General features: G+C 66.5%; 16 protein-coding genes and 1 tRNA gene. 5 read left to right on the top strand and 12 right to left on the bottom strand.

Features of this window, described 5'->3' with window-relative positions; translation table 11 throughout:
• Positions 1–24 precede the first annotated feature (24 nt).
• Together Q9Q79_RS09205 and Q9Q79_RS09200 are read right to left on the bottom strand one after the other, a co-directional pair.
• Positions 25–438 carry a DUF6691 family protein gene (locus tag Q9Q79_RS09205; RefSeq protein WP_005409414.1) on the bottom strand — a complete coding sequence of 138 codons (414 nt, stop codon included), beginning with the start codon at positions 436–438 and terminating at the stop codon, positions 25–27.
• A complete protein-coding gene (locus Q9Q79_RS09200; RefSeq protein WP_005413154.1) occupies positions 435–872 on the bottom strand; it encodes a hypothetical protein in 438 nt (145 codons plus the stop codon). Before Q9Q79_RS09200 ends, Q9Q79_RS09205 begins: the two co-directional genes overlap by 4 nt.
• Before the next feature lie 86 nt (positions 873–958).
• Here Q9Q79_RS09200 and Q9Q79_RS09195 point away from each other — a divergent pair, with 86 nt between their 5' ends.
• Positions 959–1,279, top strand: coding sequence for a metalloregulator ArsR/SmtB family transcription factor (locus Q9Q79_RS09195; protein WP_012480019.1), 321 nt, complete (start codon positions 959–961; stop codon positions 1,277–1,279).
• Between the two features lie 15 nt (positions 1,280–1,294).
• On the opposite strand, the gene Q9Q79_RS09190 is transcribed toward Q9Q79_RS09195, so the two are convergent.
• Genes Q9Q79_RS09190 through Q9Q79_RS09170 form a run of 5 tightly spaced genes read right to left on the bottom strand, consistent with a single transcriptional unit; the run spans position 1,295 to position 7,111 of the window.
• Entirely contained in the window at positions 1,295–1,429 is a 135-nt protein-coding gene (locus tag Q9Q79_RS09190) for a hypothetical protein (RefSeq protein WP_005413152.1), read from the bottom strand.
• A gap of 54 nt (positions 1,430–1,483) precedes the next feature.
• Positions 1,484–2,617: a hybrid sensor histidine kinase/response regulator gene (locus tag Q9Q79_RS09185; RefSeq protein ID WP_012480017.1), complete on the bottom strand. Its 1,134-nt coding sequence runs from the start codon at positions 2,615–2,617 to the stop codon at positions 1,484–1,486.
• Entirely contained in the window at positions 2,614–3,189 is a 576-nt protein-coding gene (locus tag Q9Q79_RS09180) for a chemotaxis protein CheB (RefSeq protein ID WP_005409409.1), read from the bottom strand. Before Q9Q79_RS09180 ends, Q9Q79_RS09185 begins: the two co-directional genes overlap by 4 nt.
• The gene (locus tag Q9Q79_RS09175; protein ID WP_005409408.1) at positions 3,189–4,013 is read right to left on the bottom strand and encodes a CheR family methyltransferase; all 825 of its coding nucleotides are present in this window, start codon (positions 4,011–4,013) and stop codon (positions 3,189–3,191) included. Before Q9Q79_RS09175 ends, Q9Q79_RS09180 begins: the two co-directional genes overlap by 1 nt.
• Positions 4,010–7,111, bottom strand: coding sequence for a response regulator (locus Q9Q79_RS09170; RefSeq protein WP_201862122.1), 3,102 nt, complete (start codon positions 7,109–7,111; stop codon positions 4,010–4,012). The genes Q9Q79_RS09175 and Q9Q79_RS09170 overlap by 4 nt, the downstream gene beginning before the upstream one ends.
• 178 nt (positions 7,112–7,289) lie before the next feature.
• Here Q9Q79_RS09170 and Q9Q79_RS09165 point away from each other — a divergent pair, with 178 nt between their 5' ends.
• Both Q9Q79_RS09165 and Q9Q79_RS09160 read left to right on the top strand, forming a co-directional pair.
• A complete protein-coding gene (locus tag Q9Q79_RS09165; RefSeq protein ID WP_201862120.1) occupies positions 7,290–8,426 on the top strand; it encodes a PAS domain-containing sensor histidine kinase in 1,137 nt (378 codons plus the stop codon).
• Complete coding sequence (locus Q9Q79_RS09160; protein WP_005409405.1) at positions 8,416–8,775, top strand: response regulator; 360 nt, start codon at positions 8,416–8,418, stop codon at positions 8,773–8,775. Before Q9Q79_RS09165 ends, Q9Q79_RS09160 begins: the two co-directional genes overlap by 11 nt.
• A 31-nt stretch (positions 8,776–8,806) precedes the next feature.
• Here the strand turns inward: Q9Q79_RS09160 and Q9Q79_RS09155 are convergent, their stop codons facing one another.
• On the bottom strand, positions 8,807–9,373 hold the full coding sequence (locus Q9Q79_RS09155; RefSeq protein ID WP_201862118.1) for a TetR family transcriptional regulator: 567 nt from the start codon (positions 9,371–9,373) through the stop codon (positions 8,807–8,809).
• Between the two features lie 172 nt (positions 9,374–9,545).
• Here Q9Q79_RS09155 and Q9Q79_RS09150 point away from each other — a divergent pair, with 172 nt between their 5' ends.
• A complete protein-coding gene (locus tag Q9Q79_RS09150; RefSeq protein ID WP_012480012.1) occupies positions 9,546–10,376 on the top strand; it encodes a universal stress protein in 831 nt (276 codons plus the stop codon).
• Here Q9Q79_RS09150 and Q9Q79_RS09145 read toward each other — a convergent pair.
• Positions 10,324–11,217: a helix-turn-helix domain-containing protein gene (locus Q9Q79_RS09145; RefSeq protein ID WP_005409402.1), complete on the bottom strand. Its 894-nt coding sequence runs from the start codon at positions 11,215–11,217 to the stop codon at positions 10,324–10,326. The two genes, Q9Q79_RS09150 and Q9Q79_RS09145, sit on opposite strands and share 53 nt — an antisense overlap.
• Before the next feature lie 146 nt (positions 11,218–11,363).
• Here Q9Q79_RS09145 and Q9Q79_RS09140 point away from each other — a divergent pair, with 146 nt between their 5' ends.
• Positions 11,364–11,924, top strand: a complete 561-nt coding sequence (locus Q9Q79_RS09140) for a GNAT family N-acetyltransferase (protein WP_024956894.1) — start codon at positions 11,364–11,366, stop codon at positions 11,922–11,924.
• A 7-nt stretch (positions 11,925–11,931) separates the two neighbouring features.
• Here Q9Q79_RS09140 and Q9Q79_RS09135 read toward each other — a convergent pair whose 3' ends face one another.
• The 3 genes from Q9Q79_RS09135 to Q9Q79_RS09125 all read right to left on the bottom strand — a co-directional run bounded on the left by Q9Q79_RS09135 (position 11,932) and on the right by Q9Q79_RS09125 (position 13,382).
• A complete protein-coding gene (locus Q9Q79_RS09135; RefSeq protein ID WP_012480009.1) occupies positions 11,932–12,396 on the bottom strand; it encodes a GNAT family N-acetyltransferase in 465 nt (154 codons plus the stop codon).
• A 173-nt stretch (positions 12,397–12,569) separates the two neighbouring features.
• Complete coding sequence (locus Q9Q79_RS09130) at positions 12,570–13,052, bottom strand: hypothetical protein (protein ID WP_099485193.1); 483 nt, start codon at positions 13,050–13,052, stop codon at positions 12,570–12,572.
• A gap of 253 nt (positions 13,053–13,305) precedes the next feature.
• Positions 13,306–13,382 (bottom strand) — tRNA-Arg (locus tag Q9Q79_RS09125).
• Positions 13,383–13,385 lie beyond the last annotated feature (3 nt).

The following is a 13,385-nucleotide window of genomic DNA, read 5'->3' as shown; positions in this document are numbered from 1 at the left end:
CAGGGTGAGACAGGGGTGAAAGCCTCAACGGACGAAGCGGTCGTGCAGCCAGAATCCTGCAAGCATCGAAGGCACGAACCACAGGGCTTCGCGCGACGCCACGGCCACCCCGGCGATGGCCGGGCCTGGGCAATAGCCCGCCCAGCCCCAGCCGATCCCGAACAGCGCGGCACCCAGCAGCAGGCGAGCATCCACACGCCGGGTAACAGGCAGCCGGAAGCGGTCTGCGTACAGCGGCTGCTGTCGCCGCAACACCCACCGCTGCCCGATCGCGCTGACCAGCAGCGCCGAGCCCAGCACCCACAGCAGCGTGGGATCGAAGTCACCGGTGATGTCGAGGAAGCCGAGGACACGACGCGCGTCGGTCATTCCCGAAAGTGCCAACCCCATGCCAAACAACGCGCCCGCCGCGCCGGCGGCCCAGACTGCGCGGCTCATGTCGGGCCTCCGCCATGACGGACCAGGAAGGTGGTCAGCATCGCGCAGACCATGAACACCAGCACGGCCGCCAGCGATCGCTTCGAAGCGCGGGCCATGCCGCACACACCGTGACCGCTGGTGCAGCCGTTGCCCAGCCGCGTACCGAAGCCGACCAGCAGGCCGGCTCCCATCAACTGCCATGCCGGCAGCGCATCACGCAGCAGCGCACGCGGCGATGCCTCGGGCACCGATTGCCACCACAGCACCAGCCCCGCCGATGCGGTCAGGCCGGCCAGGAAGGCCCAGCGCCAGGCACGCTCGCCCTTGCCTGCGCGCAGGCTGCCTGCGGTGATGCCGCTGATGCCCGCCACGCGTCCGATGGTGGCGAGCAACAGCACCGCGGCGGCGCCGATCAACGCACCACCTGCCGCCGCACTCCATGGCAGGTTCATGCCCTGCCCTCTTCGCTGCCGCACATGGGATTGCCCATTTGTTTAGATTATTCTAAATTAGATCATTCTAAACAAAATGGTCAACCATGGCCCGGACCCAGCTCGACAGCGCCGCGATGGCCGAACACGCGTCGCAGGCAGCCACGCTGCTCAAAAGCCTGGCCCACCCGGCCCGGCTGCGGGTGCTGTGCCGCCTGGTGGAAGGTGAAGCGCCGGTACCGGAACTGCAGGCACTGACCGGCCTGAGCGCATCGGCGTTGTCACAGCATCTGGCGGTGCTGCGCGGACTGGATATCGTGGCGACCCGGCGCGAAGCGCAGGCGATCCACTACCGGGTTCTTGAAGGGCCCGCACTGGGCGTGCTGCAGGCGCTGCATGCGGCGTACTGCGGTGCCGCTTCGCGCTGAATCCGGCGCAGACCATCAGCCTGCGTGCAGCGCCGGCTGCACCACCTGATCGAGCAGGTCCACTGGCGTCGGTGCCGAACGATCGCCCTGCAGGCGCCGGGAGAATCCGGACCAGTCACTGCAGGAAAGCTGGCGAGAATAGGCGCCCACGCTGGCAGTTGCGGACCAGTCCGTCTCAGTCCGCCGGGATGCTGGCTGAAGCGCTTAGGTTGCCGCCAAGACCGTGCCGTCGCAGCGTCGTGGCAGCATTGCCTCGAACACCACCTGGCCCGCTTCGTTGCGGGCCGCAATGCGCCCGCCGTGCGCGCGGACGAACTGATCGACGATGTACAGGCCCAGGCCCAGGCCCTTGCTCTGGTGGAAGCTGGCCTTGAACGGTTCGAACAGTCGCGGCAACAGCGCGTCATCGATCCGGCCGGCGTTGCTGACCCGCAGCAATACGCCGCGCGGGTCGCGCCCATCCACCTGCACCCTCGCCTCGCTGCCATGGGTCAGCGCATTGCCGACCAGGTTGGCGGCGACCTGGCCAAGGCGATCCAGATCGCCCTGCAGCCGCGTGTCTCCCTGCAGGTCCAGGTGGATCCGGTCCGCCCCATGCGCGCTGCCCGCCTCGGCGACTACCGCGCGCGTCACGTCGGCCAGATCGCAGGCACTTGCCTCCAGCCTCAGGCCACCGCTGCGGATCCGCGAGAAATCCAGCAGCTGCTCGACCATCCGCGCCATCCGCAGGGTGCTGGCTTCCAGGTACTGCAGGGTCTGCTGCGCGCCTGCGTTGTCTTCCGGAAGCTCCAGCGCCAGCTTGTCGGTGCACAGCAGGATCGCCGACAACGGCGTGCGCAGGTCGTGGGTCAAAACGGCAGCCATCGTCTCGTTGAGCTTCAGCGCCCGCTCCAGTGCCTCGTTGCGCGCCTTCAGCAGCTGCCGCTGCTGGTACAGTTCGATGAAGACGTTGACCTTGCTCAGGATCACCTGCGGCGCCACCGGCTTGTGCAGGAAATCGACCGCACCGCTTTCGTAGCCCTTGAACACGCGCAGGGGATCATCCGGAGAGGCGGTCAGGAAGATGATCGGCACGTCGCGGCTGCGATGCGAACCGCGCATCAGTTCGGCCAGGGTGAAGCCATCGATCTCCGGCATGTGCACGTCAAGCAGGGCCAATGCCACCTCGTGCTCGAGCAGCAGCTCCAACGCCTGCGCGCCCGAGCCGGCCAGCAGCAGGTTGACCCCTTCGCGCTGCAGCAGGGCCTGCATGGCTACCAGGTTCTGCGGCACGTCATCGACGATCAGCAGGTTGACCGGGGTCTGCGACTGCGCAGGTTCCGGTGGCAACAGGTTCATGCAAACAACTCCTTCAGGCGGCGACACATCAGTTCAAGGGGCAGCACGGCATCGGCGCCGGCGTACTGCAGGGCGGAAGCGGGCATCATCGACGCCTCGGCTTCCTCGGGACATTGCAGCCAGGCATGGCCACCGGCACGGCGCACGGCGGCAACGCCCTCGCTGCCATCACTGCTGGCACCGGTCAGCAGCAGGGCCAATACCTGCGCGCCGAACACCGCCGCAGCGGAGTCGAACAGCGGATCGATGGCCGGACGGGAAAACAGCACCGGTGCATCCACCGACAACGCCACCGCCCCCTCGTCCTCCACCAGCAGGTGGTAATCCGGCGGCGCGAACGTCACCGTGCCCGGCTGCAACGGCTGCTTGTCTTCGGCTTCGCGCACCGGCAACGCGCAGTACGGCGCCAGCACCTCGGCGATGCGGCTGGTACGGTCACGCGGCAGGTGCAGCACGGCCAGTACCGGTACCGGCAGCTTCGCCGGCAGTGCACCGAGCACCGCCTGCAGGGCCGCCACCCCACCGGCGGACGCGCCGATCACCAGCACGGCCGGACGCACCGGCAGCGTCATCAGGCCACCTTCCGGTACAGGCGGTGCTCTCGCGAACAGACCTCGAAGGCATCGTGGTGGCACCCGAACTGCAGCGACTCCTTGCTGCCCAGGCCAAGGAAGCCCCGGTGCACCAGCGCTTCGCGGAACAGGCCGACGGCACGGTCCTGCAGGTCGCGGTTGAAATAGATCAGCACGTTGCGGCACGACACCAGGTGCACTTCGGAGAACACGGTATCGGTGGCCAGGCTGTGGTCGGCGAACACCACGTTGCGGCGCAGTTGGCGGTCGAACACGGCACCATCGTAGGCGGTGGCGTAGTAGTCCGACAGCGACGCGGTGCCACCGGCGGCCAGGTAGTTGCGGCTGAACTGGGCCATCCGGTCGATGCCATAGGCGCCCGCCTCGGCGGTGGCCAGCGCGGCCGGATTGATGTCGGTGGCATAGACGATGCTGCGCTCGAGCAGGCCTTCTTCATGCAGCAGGATCGCCAGCGACCACACTTCCTCGCCCGTGCTGCAGCCGGCCACCCACAGCTTCACCGAGGGATAGGTACGCAGCACTGGCACCACCTGCTCGCGCAGCTCACGGAAATACGCAGGGTCACGGAACATCTCCGAGACCTGCACGGTGAAGAACTGCATGGCCTGGGCGAACAGGTCCGGCTCGTGCAGCAGCCGGTACTGCAGGTCGACCAGCCGCTCGCACTCATAGCGCTGCATCGCCTGGCGCATGCGTCGGCGCAGCGACGACACCGCATAGCTGCGGAAATCGTAGTGGTAGCGCTGGTACAGCGCCTCCAGCAGGACCTTCAGTTCGAGGTCGAACAGCGCCTGTTCGTTCATTGCCGCGAGCACCAGACCCGGCACAGCGAGACCAGCTTGTCGACGTCGATGGGCTTGGCGATGTAATCGTTGGCGCCCGCCTGCAGGCAACGCTCACGGTCGTCCGGCATGGCCTTGGCAGTCAGCGCGATGATCGGCAGGTCCTGCAGGTGACGCTGCGCGCGGATCTCGCGCATCGCGGCCAGGCCATCCTTCTCCGGCATCATGATGTCCATCAGCACCAGGTCGACTTCGCGCTCGGCCAGGCGGTCCACTGCCTCCTGCCCATTGCGCGCGATCTCCAGCGTCACACCCAGCGGCTCGAGCACGCTGGACAGCGCAAAGATGTTGCGCACGTCGTCCTCGGCCAGCAGTACGGTGCGTCCATCGAGCACGGTGTCGCGACGGCGCGCCTCGCGCAGCAGGCGCTGCTGGTCGGTGGGCAGGCTGGCTTCCACGCTGTGCAGGAACAGGGTGACTTCATCCAGCAGGCGCTCGGGCGAACGCGCGCCCTTGATGATGATGCTCTTGGAATAGCGGCGCAGGCGCTGTTCTTCCTCGCGACCGAGCGCGCGGCCGGTATAGACGATCACCGGCGGGAAGCCGACGTCATCGTTGCCGGCCATGTGTTCGAGCAGGTCGTAGCCGCTGCCGTCAGGCAGTGACAGGTCCATCACCATGCAATCAAAGGTGACCGTGCTGAGCTGCTCCAGCGCGCCAGCAAGCGTTCCCACGGCGACGATCTGCAGCTGATCACGGCCCAGCAGCAGTTCCAGGTTGTGGCGCAGCTCGCTGTCGTCCTCGACGATCAGCAGGCGCCGCACGTCGCGCTGGCTGGTCTGTTCCAGCTGCTCGATGGCGCTCACCAGGCGCTCGCGCGTGGTCGGCTTGATCGCGAACCCGATCGCGCCGAGCTCGCGCGCCACCTGGCTGCGGTCCGTTGCCGAGACCACGTGCACAGGGATATGGCGGGTATCGGGGTTGCGCTTCAGGCGCTCCAGCACGCTCAGGCCGGACACGTCCGGCAGGCCGATATCGAGCAGGATGCCGTTCGGTCGCAGTTCGCCGGCCAGGGCCAGCGCCTCTTCGGCCGTCCCGGCCACCACGCAGTCGAAATCCAGTTCATGGGCCAGGGCCACCAGCGCTTCGGCGAACGTAGCGTCGTCCTCGACGGCCAGGATCAGGCGGCCCGGGTGCTGGCGACGACCGCGGTCGTCGGCCACGCTGGGCACCGTCGTCGTCGGCGCCACCGGAGCCCTTGCTGGCACCTGCATCACCGGCACAGCGGCCGCGACCGGCGAGGCCACGGGGGCTGCGGCGATGTCCGCGGCGCTCGACGCGGGCGCGCCCTGCAACGGCAGTTCCAGAATGAAGCAGCTGCCACGGCCCGGTTCGCTGTCAACCTGGATGCTGCCGCCCATGCGCTCGGCCAGATCGCGCGAGATCGACAGCCCCAGGCCGGTGCCACCGTAGCGGCGACGGGTGCTGCCATCGGCCTGGCGGAAGGCTTCGAAGATGACCTGCAGCTGCTCGCGGGCAATGCCGATACCGCTGTCGCAGACCTCGAAACGGATGCGCCCCTGGCCGGCCGCGCGCACGTGCAGGCTGACCTTTCCATGCTCGGTGAACTTCACCGCATTGGCCAGCAGGTTCTTCAGGATCTGCTGCAGGCGCTGGCTGTCGACCACCAGCTGGCTCGGCGCCAGCGCATCGGCCTCGATCTGCAGGGCCAGGCCCTTCTGCCGCGCCATCGGCTCGAAAGTCTCGCGCAGGCGCTGCAGCACGCTGTCGGTCACCACCACTTCATCAGCCAGCTCGACGTGGCCGGCCTCGATGCGCGACAGGTCCAGGATGTCGTTGATCAGCGCCAGCAGATCGTTGTTGGACGACAGGATCGCACGCGCATACTTCACCTGTTCTTCGGTGAGCGTGCCGTCCTTGTTGTCGGCCAGCAGCTTGGCCAGGATCAGCGAGCTGTTCAGCGGCGTGCGCAGTTCGTGCGACATGTTGGCCAGGAACTCGGACTTGTAGCGCGATGTCGCGGCCAGTTCGTTGCTGTTGCGCACCAGCTGGCTCTGCGCGACCAGCAGTGCCTGCTTCTGCGCCTCCAGCTCGTGGGTCCGCTCTTCCAGCTGGACGTTGCTCTGTTCCAGCTCGGCCTGCTGTTCTTCCAGATGGCTCTGCGACTGCAGCAGGCTGCGGCTCTGCTCTTCCAGTTCCTCATTGGCCACGCGCAGCTCTTCCTGCTGGGCCTGCAGCTCCTCGCCCTGGCGCTGCGATTCCTCCAGCAGCACCACCAGTTGTGCGCGCAGCAGCGATGCACGCAGCGCCATGCCGATGGTCTCGGCGCAGCGCTCCAGCAGCTCGCGATCCAGGTCGCGCTGCGCACCCGCCCGGGCGCGTCCCAGCTCGACGATGCCTACCACGGTGCCGTCACTGCTGATCGGCGCCAGGATGCGCTCGCGCACCGGCAACCGCCCCAGGCTGGTCTGCAGTTCAAGTACGGCGTCGTCGCTGCCCTCCAGGTGACGGATGCACTCATCCCGCGCCACCTGCCCGGCCACGCCCTCCTGCAATGCCAGCGACGCCGGCATGCCGGACGGCAACGCCAGGCCGCCGGTCAGCTGCAGTCGTCCGCCTTCCAGCCGGTACACGGCGCCGACGTCGGCCTCCAGTTGCGCGCCCAGGCTGGTGGCTGCCGCCTCGGCAATCTGCTCCGGGCCGAGGTCGCCGCGCAGGCTCATCGCTACCGCGTTCTCGGCCTCCTGCAGCCACAACGCCCGCATTGCGTCCCGGCGTGCCTGGATCGCGCGGGAGACGATCAGCGCGATCATCAGGAACGCACAACCACCGATGCTTCGGTTGACCAGCGAGAACGCCGAGTTCGAGCTGGCCGGGGCGATGTTGAAACCGATGACCAGCAGGACGCAGGCGAGCACAGCCACGATGAACGGCGCGCGCGCACTGCGCTGGAACACCGTGACGCCCACGGCCAGGAAATACGCCAGCCATACCGCATAACCGAGCGGTACCACCAGCTCCAATGCGATGGTCGCAGCCAGCAGCACGGCGGACGTCATCCAGATCCAGCGGTCACGCGTAGTCGCACCAGGACGCATGCAGGTCGGTTCCAGAACAAAAAGGGTGGGTGATGGTACTCCGTGTCGTATTCAGCCGCACAGGACAAATGGCACGTGTCCCGCCTCCACGCCTCCTTCACACTTGAATGCCTAGCTTCACGTCCCTCACAGGGGTAACACTTATTTTTACGTGGACGCTGCCGCCTCTACGACGTCCGTGCTGACGGACCCTTCCCGCCAACTGCGACTGCTGATCGACAGCGTGCGCGACCATGCGCTGTACCTGCTTGATCCGGATGGCATCGTCTGCAGCTGGAACCCGGGTGCGGAGCGCATCAAGGGCTATTCAGCCGATGAAGTGGTGGGCACCCACTTTGGTCGCTTCTACCTGGCCGCCGACCGCGAGGCAGGAGAACCGCAACGCCTGCTCCGTCATGCAGCGCAGCATGGCCACGTTGCCAATGAGGGCTGGCGGGTACGCCGCGATGGCTCGTCGTTCCGTGCCAGTGTTGTCATCGAGCCGGTGGTTGAAGCGGGTGAGCTGCTCGGCTTCGTCAAGATCACCCGCGACATCACCGAGCAGTGGCAGGCACAGCGCCTGCTGCGTGATGCCCAACGAGCGCTGCGCAATACCCAACAGTTCGAGACCGTCGGCCGACTCAGCCGCGGCCTGTCGCACGAGTTCAACAACCTGCTGACCACCATCGGCAACGCACTGGACCTGCTGTCCCTGCGCGTTGGCGGTGACGATGCGCGCGCCGCCGAGCTGCTCGATGCCGCGCAGAGCGCGACCGATCGTGGTGCGCTGCTGACCCGCCAGCTGCTGGCGTTCAGCACTGGCCAGACCCTGATCCGCGAACCACTGGATATCAATGTGCTGATACAGCAGTGGCTGCCGGACCTGCAACGCGCCTGCCCGTCCACGGTGATGCTGGATGCCCAGCTGGCACCCGGCCTGCCTGCGGTCAACACCGATGCGCTGCAGCTGCAGACGGCGCTGGCCAATCTGGTCGCCAATGCCGCCGATGCTACCCTTGAAGGCGGCCGCATCCTGATCGGCACCGCGCTGGAGCATCGCCTCGACCCGGACGCGGACTCCACGCTGCAACGTGGCTATGTCACCCTCAGCGTCTGCGATGAAGGCCACGGGATGGCGGCCGACATCGCCGAACGGGCCACCGAGCCCTTCTTCACCACCAAGGACATCGGCAAAGGCAGCGGCCTGGGCCTGAGCCAGGTGTTCGGATTCACTACCCAGAGCGGCGGCTTCGTCGACGTGTCCACCACGCCCGGTGTCGGCACCACGGTCAGCCTGCTGCTACCCGCAATGGAGGAACCTGCCGATGACCGATGATCCGATCCGTGTACTGATGGTGGAAGACCAGACCGATCTGCGTGAAATGATCGGCCTGGCCCTGCGCGACCTCGGCATCGATGTGGCCACGACCGCCGATGGCCACGAGGCGGCGGAACTGCTCAAGGGCGAAGCACGTTTCGACGTGGTGTTCAGCGACGTCAGCATGCCCAACGGCATGTCCGGCATCGAGCTGAGCGAGCATGTGGCACGCGAACAGCCGCAGGCACGGATGATCCTCTCGTCCGGCTATGCCCGCTCGCAGCTGCCGCCGCTGCCCGAGCAGGTGGAGTTCCTGCCCAAGCCCTATCGCCTGCGCCAGCTGGTGCAGCTGCTCAGGCAGGCGTAAGCCACGGCGCTCCCGCAGGAAACCCCTGCGGTCAACCCATCATCGCCCCCCGCTGGAACGACGCCAGCAGCGTAGAGGCTGCCGCTGCCGGCGCCAGCCGACCGCGTGCCAGTGACCAGGTGATGCCGTAGAAACAGCTCCAGTAGAAGTCCGCGAGCCACACCGCGGTGAAACCGACGTTGAACTCTCCGGCCGCCTGACCCCGCAGGAAGAAGGCCTCGAAGCGCTCGCCGATCGGCGCCCAGCGCTCCGGCAGCAGGTGCAGGTCGCCCAGGCGCTGCTGTTCTTCCATCATCCGTGCGAACAGCAGCGTCACCAGCTCCCAGTCCGCCAGCAGCGTGGCGGTGACCTGCTCCAGCACGTGGCGTGCATCACCGCCCTGGTCGAACCAGGCCGCCGCCGCTTCCACGCGCTCGAAACCGGCCGCGAACAGGGCCTCGTCGATCGCCTCCCGGGTAGGCGCAAACCGGTACAGGGTCGCGCGGCTGACGCCCGCCCCGCGCGCGAGTTCGCTGAGGGTGCAGCGTGGATGGCTGACCAGGGTGGCCGCCAGCGCATGGGGCAGGTCGCGTCGTGTACGTGCTGCGGCAGGTCGCATGAAAAGCGAGGGGGTGTGGGCTGGCCCTCACGCTAGCATGAATCATCAATTAATAAACTGAATCAAATATGATTCACACGAATCACGAATGCGCTACAACAGCGGTGCGTCCGGTGCACCCGGGTCCGTGCACGGCAGGGAACGCGTCACAGGCATCGAGGGAGACAACGCCATGCTGCACCCACTACGCGATATCGCCGTGCTGTTCGACGCCAGCGACGCCGGGCACCGCGTTCTCAACATCGCCGCCGACCTGGCGCAGGCCCAGCAGGCGCATCTGGTCGCAGTCTCCACGGCCCTGCATCCCACCGACATCGCCAACGGCTTCGCGCGCGGTGCCGGCATCGCCGCCGCGCTGGACCACGAGGCCCGCGCGGATGCCGCCTGCACCGCACAGCTGATGCAGAACCTGCGTGCCGTGTCCGAGCCGCTGCAGATCAGCACCGAACTGCGCATCGTCTCGGACTACCTGGGTGGCGCCGACCTGGCGCTGCAGTCGCTGTACTGCGACCTGATCATCGCCGGCTATCCGCACACACCAGGCGCGCCCTCCGGCTGGCATCCACTGGGCACGCTTCGCCAGACCGGGGTACCGATGCTGCTGGTGCCGCCGCACTGGAAGGGCGAGCAGGTCGGCCGGCGTATCGTGGTGGCCTGGAATGCCAGCAAGCAGGCCCGTCGTGCGGTGGCAGATGCCCTGCCTCTGCTGGCCCGGGCGCAGGCCGTGCACCTGCTGATGGTCGACACGCCCAAGGCTGAAGCGGCACCCGGCGCTGAAATGGCCCAGCATCTGGCGCGGCACGGCGTTGAAGTGGAGATCCAGGCGATCAGCTCCAGCCAAGGGGGCGTAGCTGCCACCATTCGCCAGCATGTACTTGATGCCGAAGCCGATCTGCTGGTGCTGGGGCCCTACAGCCGCAGTCGCGTGGTCGAGCGCGTGCTCGGCGGGGTCACCGAGGATCTGCTCGCCGAAGTACCGGCGCCCTTGTTCGTATCGCACTGATACCGCCCTGCCCCGCCCGGCGGTAGCCGGTCAGCGATTGGCCGGTGTGCCGCCGGAAATAGCGGCACAGGTAGGACGCGTCCTCGAAACACAGGCGTTCGGCGATGCGTCCGATCGGCAGTTCGCTGTAGCTCAGCAGCGCCTTGATCTCCAGCACCACCTGGCGGTCGATCAACGCCTTCGGCGTTTCGCCGAAGCATTCCCGGGTCACCTGCGAGAGATAGAACGGGGTAATGCACAGCGCCTCGGCGTAGGACTGCACGTCGCGTTGGCGCGTGCTGCGCTGGCCGACCAGCTCCCAGAAGCTCCAGGCCAGGCGCTCGCGCCGGCCGACCTGCGGCGCCGCCTCGTAGTATGCCGGGAGCAGTGTGGCGAACTTCAGGAAAAAGGTCTGCAGCAGGTTGCGCAGCATCACGTGCCGATGTCGGCCACCGTTGTGCTGGGCATCCATCAATTGCTGCAGCCAACCCTGCAGCAGCGGAACCTCCAGCGGTGACGGCACACAATGGGGGTGCTCGTGCAGGAACTTGAACAGTGCGTTGGGCAGCACATAGGCCACCTCCGATGCCAGCGCTTTCGGCACCAGGCAGGCCACCGCAAGGAAGCCGCGCGAACGCTGCCGCAGCAGCGCCAGCGTATCCTCCGCCAGCACCAGTACGTCGTGCCGCTGCACCGCCACTTCGCGGAAGTTCAGTGCGAACCGCGCACGCCCGGACACGCACACCAGCACCGTCAGATAGGCGTGCCCGAACGACAGCGGAACACCCAAGCCTTCAGCCAGCGTACTGACTTCCAGACGCATGGATTCGTCCTGTTCCAGAAGCTGGGGAATGCGATCCATGGGCCGATCCACTGGGATATCGCGGCAGAGCATATCCGCCCGAACGAAGAAGTTGTGAAAAGTACCGAAACCATCAAGGTCCCGCCCTGTGCTCCCCGCCCGTCGAAACCTAGCCTGTGCACTCTCTTTCCACCGACGGACCCGCCATGCAACTGGCCACCCAACGCTTGATCCTGCGCCCTTGGCGCGACAGTGACGCCGCCGATCTGTACGAGTACGCCCGCGACCCGCGCGTGGGGCCCGCCGCCGGTTGGCCACCGCATGCCAGCGTAGAGGAGAGTGCCGACATCATCCGCACCGTGTTCAACCGACCGGAGGTCTACGCCCTGCAGAGCCGCGAGAACGCGCGTGCCATCGGTTGCGTCGGCATCCTGATCGGTGCAGACAGCAACTTCAGCTTGGGCGAGCGCGAGGGAGAGATCGCCTACTGGATCGGCGTACCGTACTGGGGTCGTGGCCTGGTACCCGAAGCTGTACGTGAGGTGATGCGGCATGCCTTCCTGGATCTGCAGCTGGATGCGTTGTGGTGCGGCTACTTCGACGACAACCTGCAATCGATGAGCGCGCAGGCCAAATGCGGTTTCCGCCATCACCACACCGAGGTCAACCAGTTCAACCGCTTCCTCGCCGACTACCGCACCGAGCACATCAGCCGCATCACTGCCAGGGAATGGCAGGCGCAGCAGACCGTACCACTACCCACATGATCACGGCTCAGCCGTCGCTGCGCTGCATGAACAACAGTTCCGGCGTCGAAGCATCTTCCACCGGCTGGAAGCCGACATCGCGGTAGAGCGCCAACGCTGCGACGTTGTCACGATAGACACGCAGGCTCAGGCGCTGCACATCCGGCGACCGCAGGGCCTCGGCACACAACAACTGCATCAGCACCCGTCCCAGGCCGCGCCCACGCGCCTGCGGCGAGACAATGATGCGGCCCAGGTGGGCAGTGCCGGGCGCGGTCAACCAGTACTGGCCGAACCCCATGCACGCACCCTCCCCGTCCAACAGCACCCAACCCGGGCGCTCGGCCAGTTCAAGAGCCCGTGCGAATGCCTCAGGCAGCAGAGGAAACGCAACGCCCGGGCCAGCCCAGCGTTGCGTCGCTGCAACCGAATCGAGCCAGCCAGCGATACGCGGGTAATGCCGAGGTTGAACCGGCTGCAACTGTGCGGGCATGAGGATGCCTGTGTGGTCCCGTCAACCCGCCGCGGTCACTGCCTGGATTGGAGGGTGATGAGCAGACGCTTGCAGCGGACGTGCTTGCGCGAACTGGGCTGCGGTAACAGTGCGTGGGACGGATGTCCCATGCAGGAAGCCGCCGCACTCGACGGCGGCGACCTGTCGGCGCTTTACCGGCAGACGTACTCGCGTGCCGATTCGATGGTGTCCACGTCGAGCTCTTCGTATTGGATCTCGACGGTTTCCATGCTGGACGCGGTGACCACCGCGCGCGCGCCAAGATTGCAGGCGGCAGGCAGCCCGCCAGCGTACGCTTGGCCATTGATCGCATACGCCAGGCCGTAGCAGGCCGAGCCGAGCTGGAACGGATTGTGGCTGCAGGCCATGAGCTGACTGTTGGCAAGGTCACTGGAGGCCGTGTAGTTGGACGTCCAGCCACTGCCGGCATCGCTGCCGCAGCTACCCGGATACCCCTGGATCTGCGCACCGCTGGAGTCGCAGGTGTGGTAGGCGAAACTGCCGAAGAAACTGGTCTTTACGTACGCGGTGCGGCCGCTGTCTACCCATTGTGCCGCAGCTGCGCTCTGGGCAAAGGCGGACAGGCCGAGCAGGCACACGGCGGCAGCGGTGAGAGGTTTCAATCCCTTCAACATGACTATCGTCCTCGGTATTGGCGTAGTGCACGCATCATGCGTGCCAACCGAGTCTACCCCGCAGGTATACGGGCAAATATGACAGGCTCGACAGTCTGGGCCCTTCTGCGCACCTGATGCCTGAAGGGGAGGACGGCTTCGTGGCGAGGGCCGCCTGTTGACTGGCCATTGTGACCACTGTGACCAAAGCACTGGAAGGTGCCGTGGAACAAGGAGCGCCACTCGATCACCAATCGTCGCAAGTGACTGATTCTGGTGACCCCGGCCCGATTCGAACGGGCGACCTTCCCCTTAGGAGGGGGACGCTCTATCCAGCTGAGCTACGGGGCCATG

The organism is Stenotrophomonas sp. a6 (assembly GCF_030913325.1).
Taxonomy (GTDB): Bacteria; Pseudomonadota; Gammaproteobacteria; order Xanthomonadales; family Xanthomonadaceae; genus Stenotrophomonas; species Stenotrophomonas maltophilia.
Note: the sequence above shows the minus strand (reverse complement) of the source record. Positions and strands in the feature narration are given on the sequence as shown.

Excerpts from the sequence above, each read along its gene's own strand:
- Q9Q79_RS09160 (WP_005409405.1), top strand. The coding sequence starts at position 8,416 with ATGACCGATGATCCGATCCGTGTACTGATGGTGGAAGACCAGACCGAT.
- Q9Q79_RS09205 (WP_005409414.1), bottom strand. The coding sequence starts at position 438 with ATGAGCCGCGCAGTCTGGGCCGCCGGCGCGGCGGGCGCGTTGTTTGGC.
- Q9Q79_RS09130 (WP_099485193.1), bottom strand. The coding sequence starts at position 13,052 with ATGTTGAAGGGATTGAAACCTCTCACCGCTGCCGCCGTGTGCCTGCTC.
- Q9Q79_RS09175 (WP_005409408.1), bottom strand. The coding sequence starts at position 4,013 with ATGAACGAACAGGCGCTGTTCGACCTCGAACTGAAGGTCCTGCTGGAG.
- Q9Q79_RS09140 (WP_024956894.1), top strand. The coding sequence starts at position 11,364 with ATGCAACTGGCCACCCAACGCTTGATCCTGCGCCCTTGGCGCGACAGT.
- Q9Q79_RS09135 (WP_012480009.1), bottom strand. The coding sequence starts at position 12,396 with ATGCCCGCACAGTTGCAGCCGGTTCAACCTCGGCATTACCCGCGTATC.
- Q9Q79_RS09195 (WP_012480019.1), top strand. The coding sequence starts at position 959 with ATGGCCCGGACCCAGCTCGACAGCGCCGCGATGGCCGAACACGCGTCG.
- Q9Q79_RS09180 (WP_005409409.1), bottom strand. The coding sequence starts at position 3,189 with ATGACGCTGCCGGTGCGTCCGGCCGTGCTGGTGATCGGCGCGTCCGCC.
- Q9Q79_RS09170 (WP_201862122.1), bottom strand. The coding sequence starts at position 7,111 with ATGCGTCCTGGTGCGACTACGCGTGACCGCTGGATCTGGATGACGTCC.
- Q9Q79_RS09150 (WP_012480012.1), top strand. The coding sequence starts at position 9,546 with ATGCTGCACCCACTACGCGATATCGCCGTGCTGTTCGACGCCAGCGAC.
- Q9Q79_RS09155 (WP_201862118.1), bottom strand. The coding sequence starts at position 9,373 with ATGCGACCTGCCGCAGCACGTACACGACGCGACCTGCCCCATGCGCTG.
- Q9Q79_RS09145 (WP_005409402.1), bottom strand. The coding sequence starts at position 11,217 with ATGGATCGCATTCCCCAGCTTCTGGAACAGGACGAATCCATGCGTCTG.
- Q9Q79_RS09185 (WP_012480017.1), bottom strand. The coding sequence starts at position 2,617 with ATGAACCTGTTGCCACCGGAACCTGCGCAGTCGCAGACCCCGGTCAAC.
- Q9Q79_RS09200 (WP_005413154.1), bottom strand. The coding sequence starts at position 872 with ATGAACCTGCCATGGAGTGCGGCGGCAGGTGGTGCGTTGATCGGCGCC.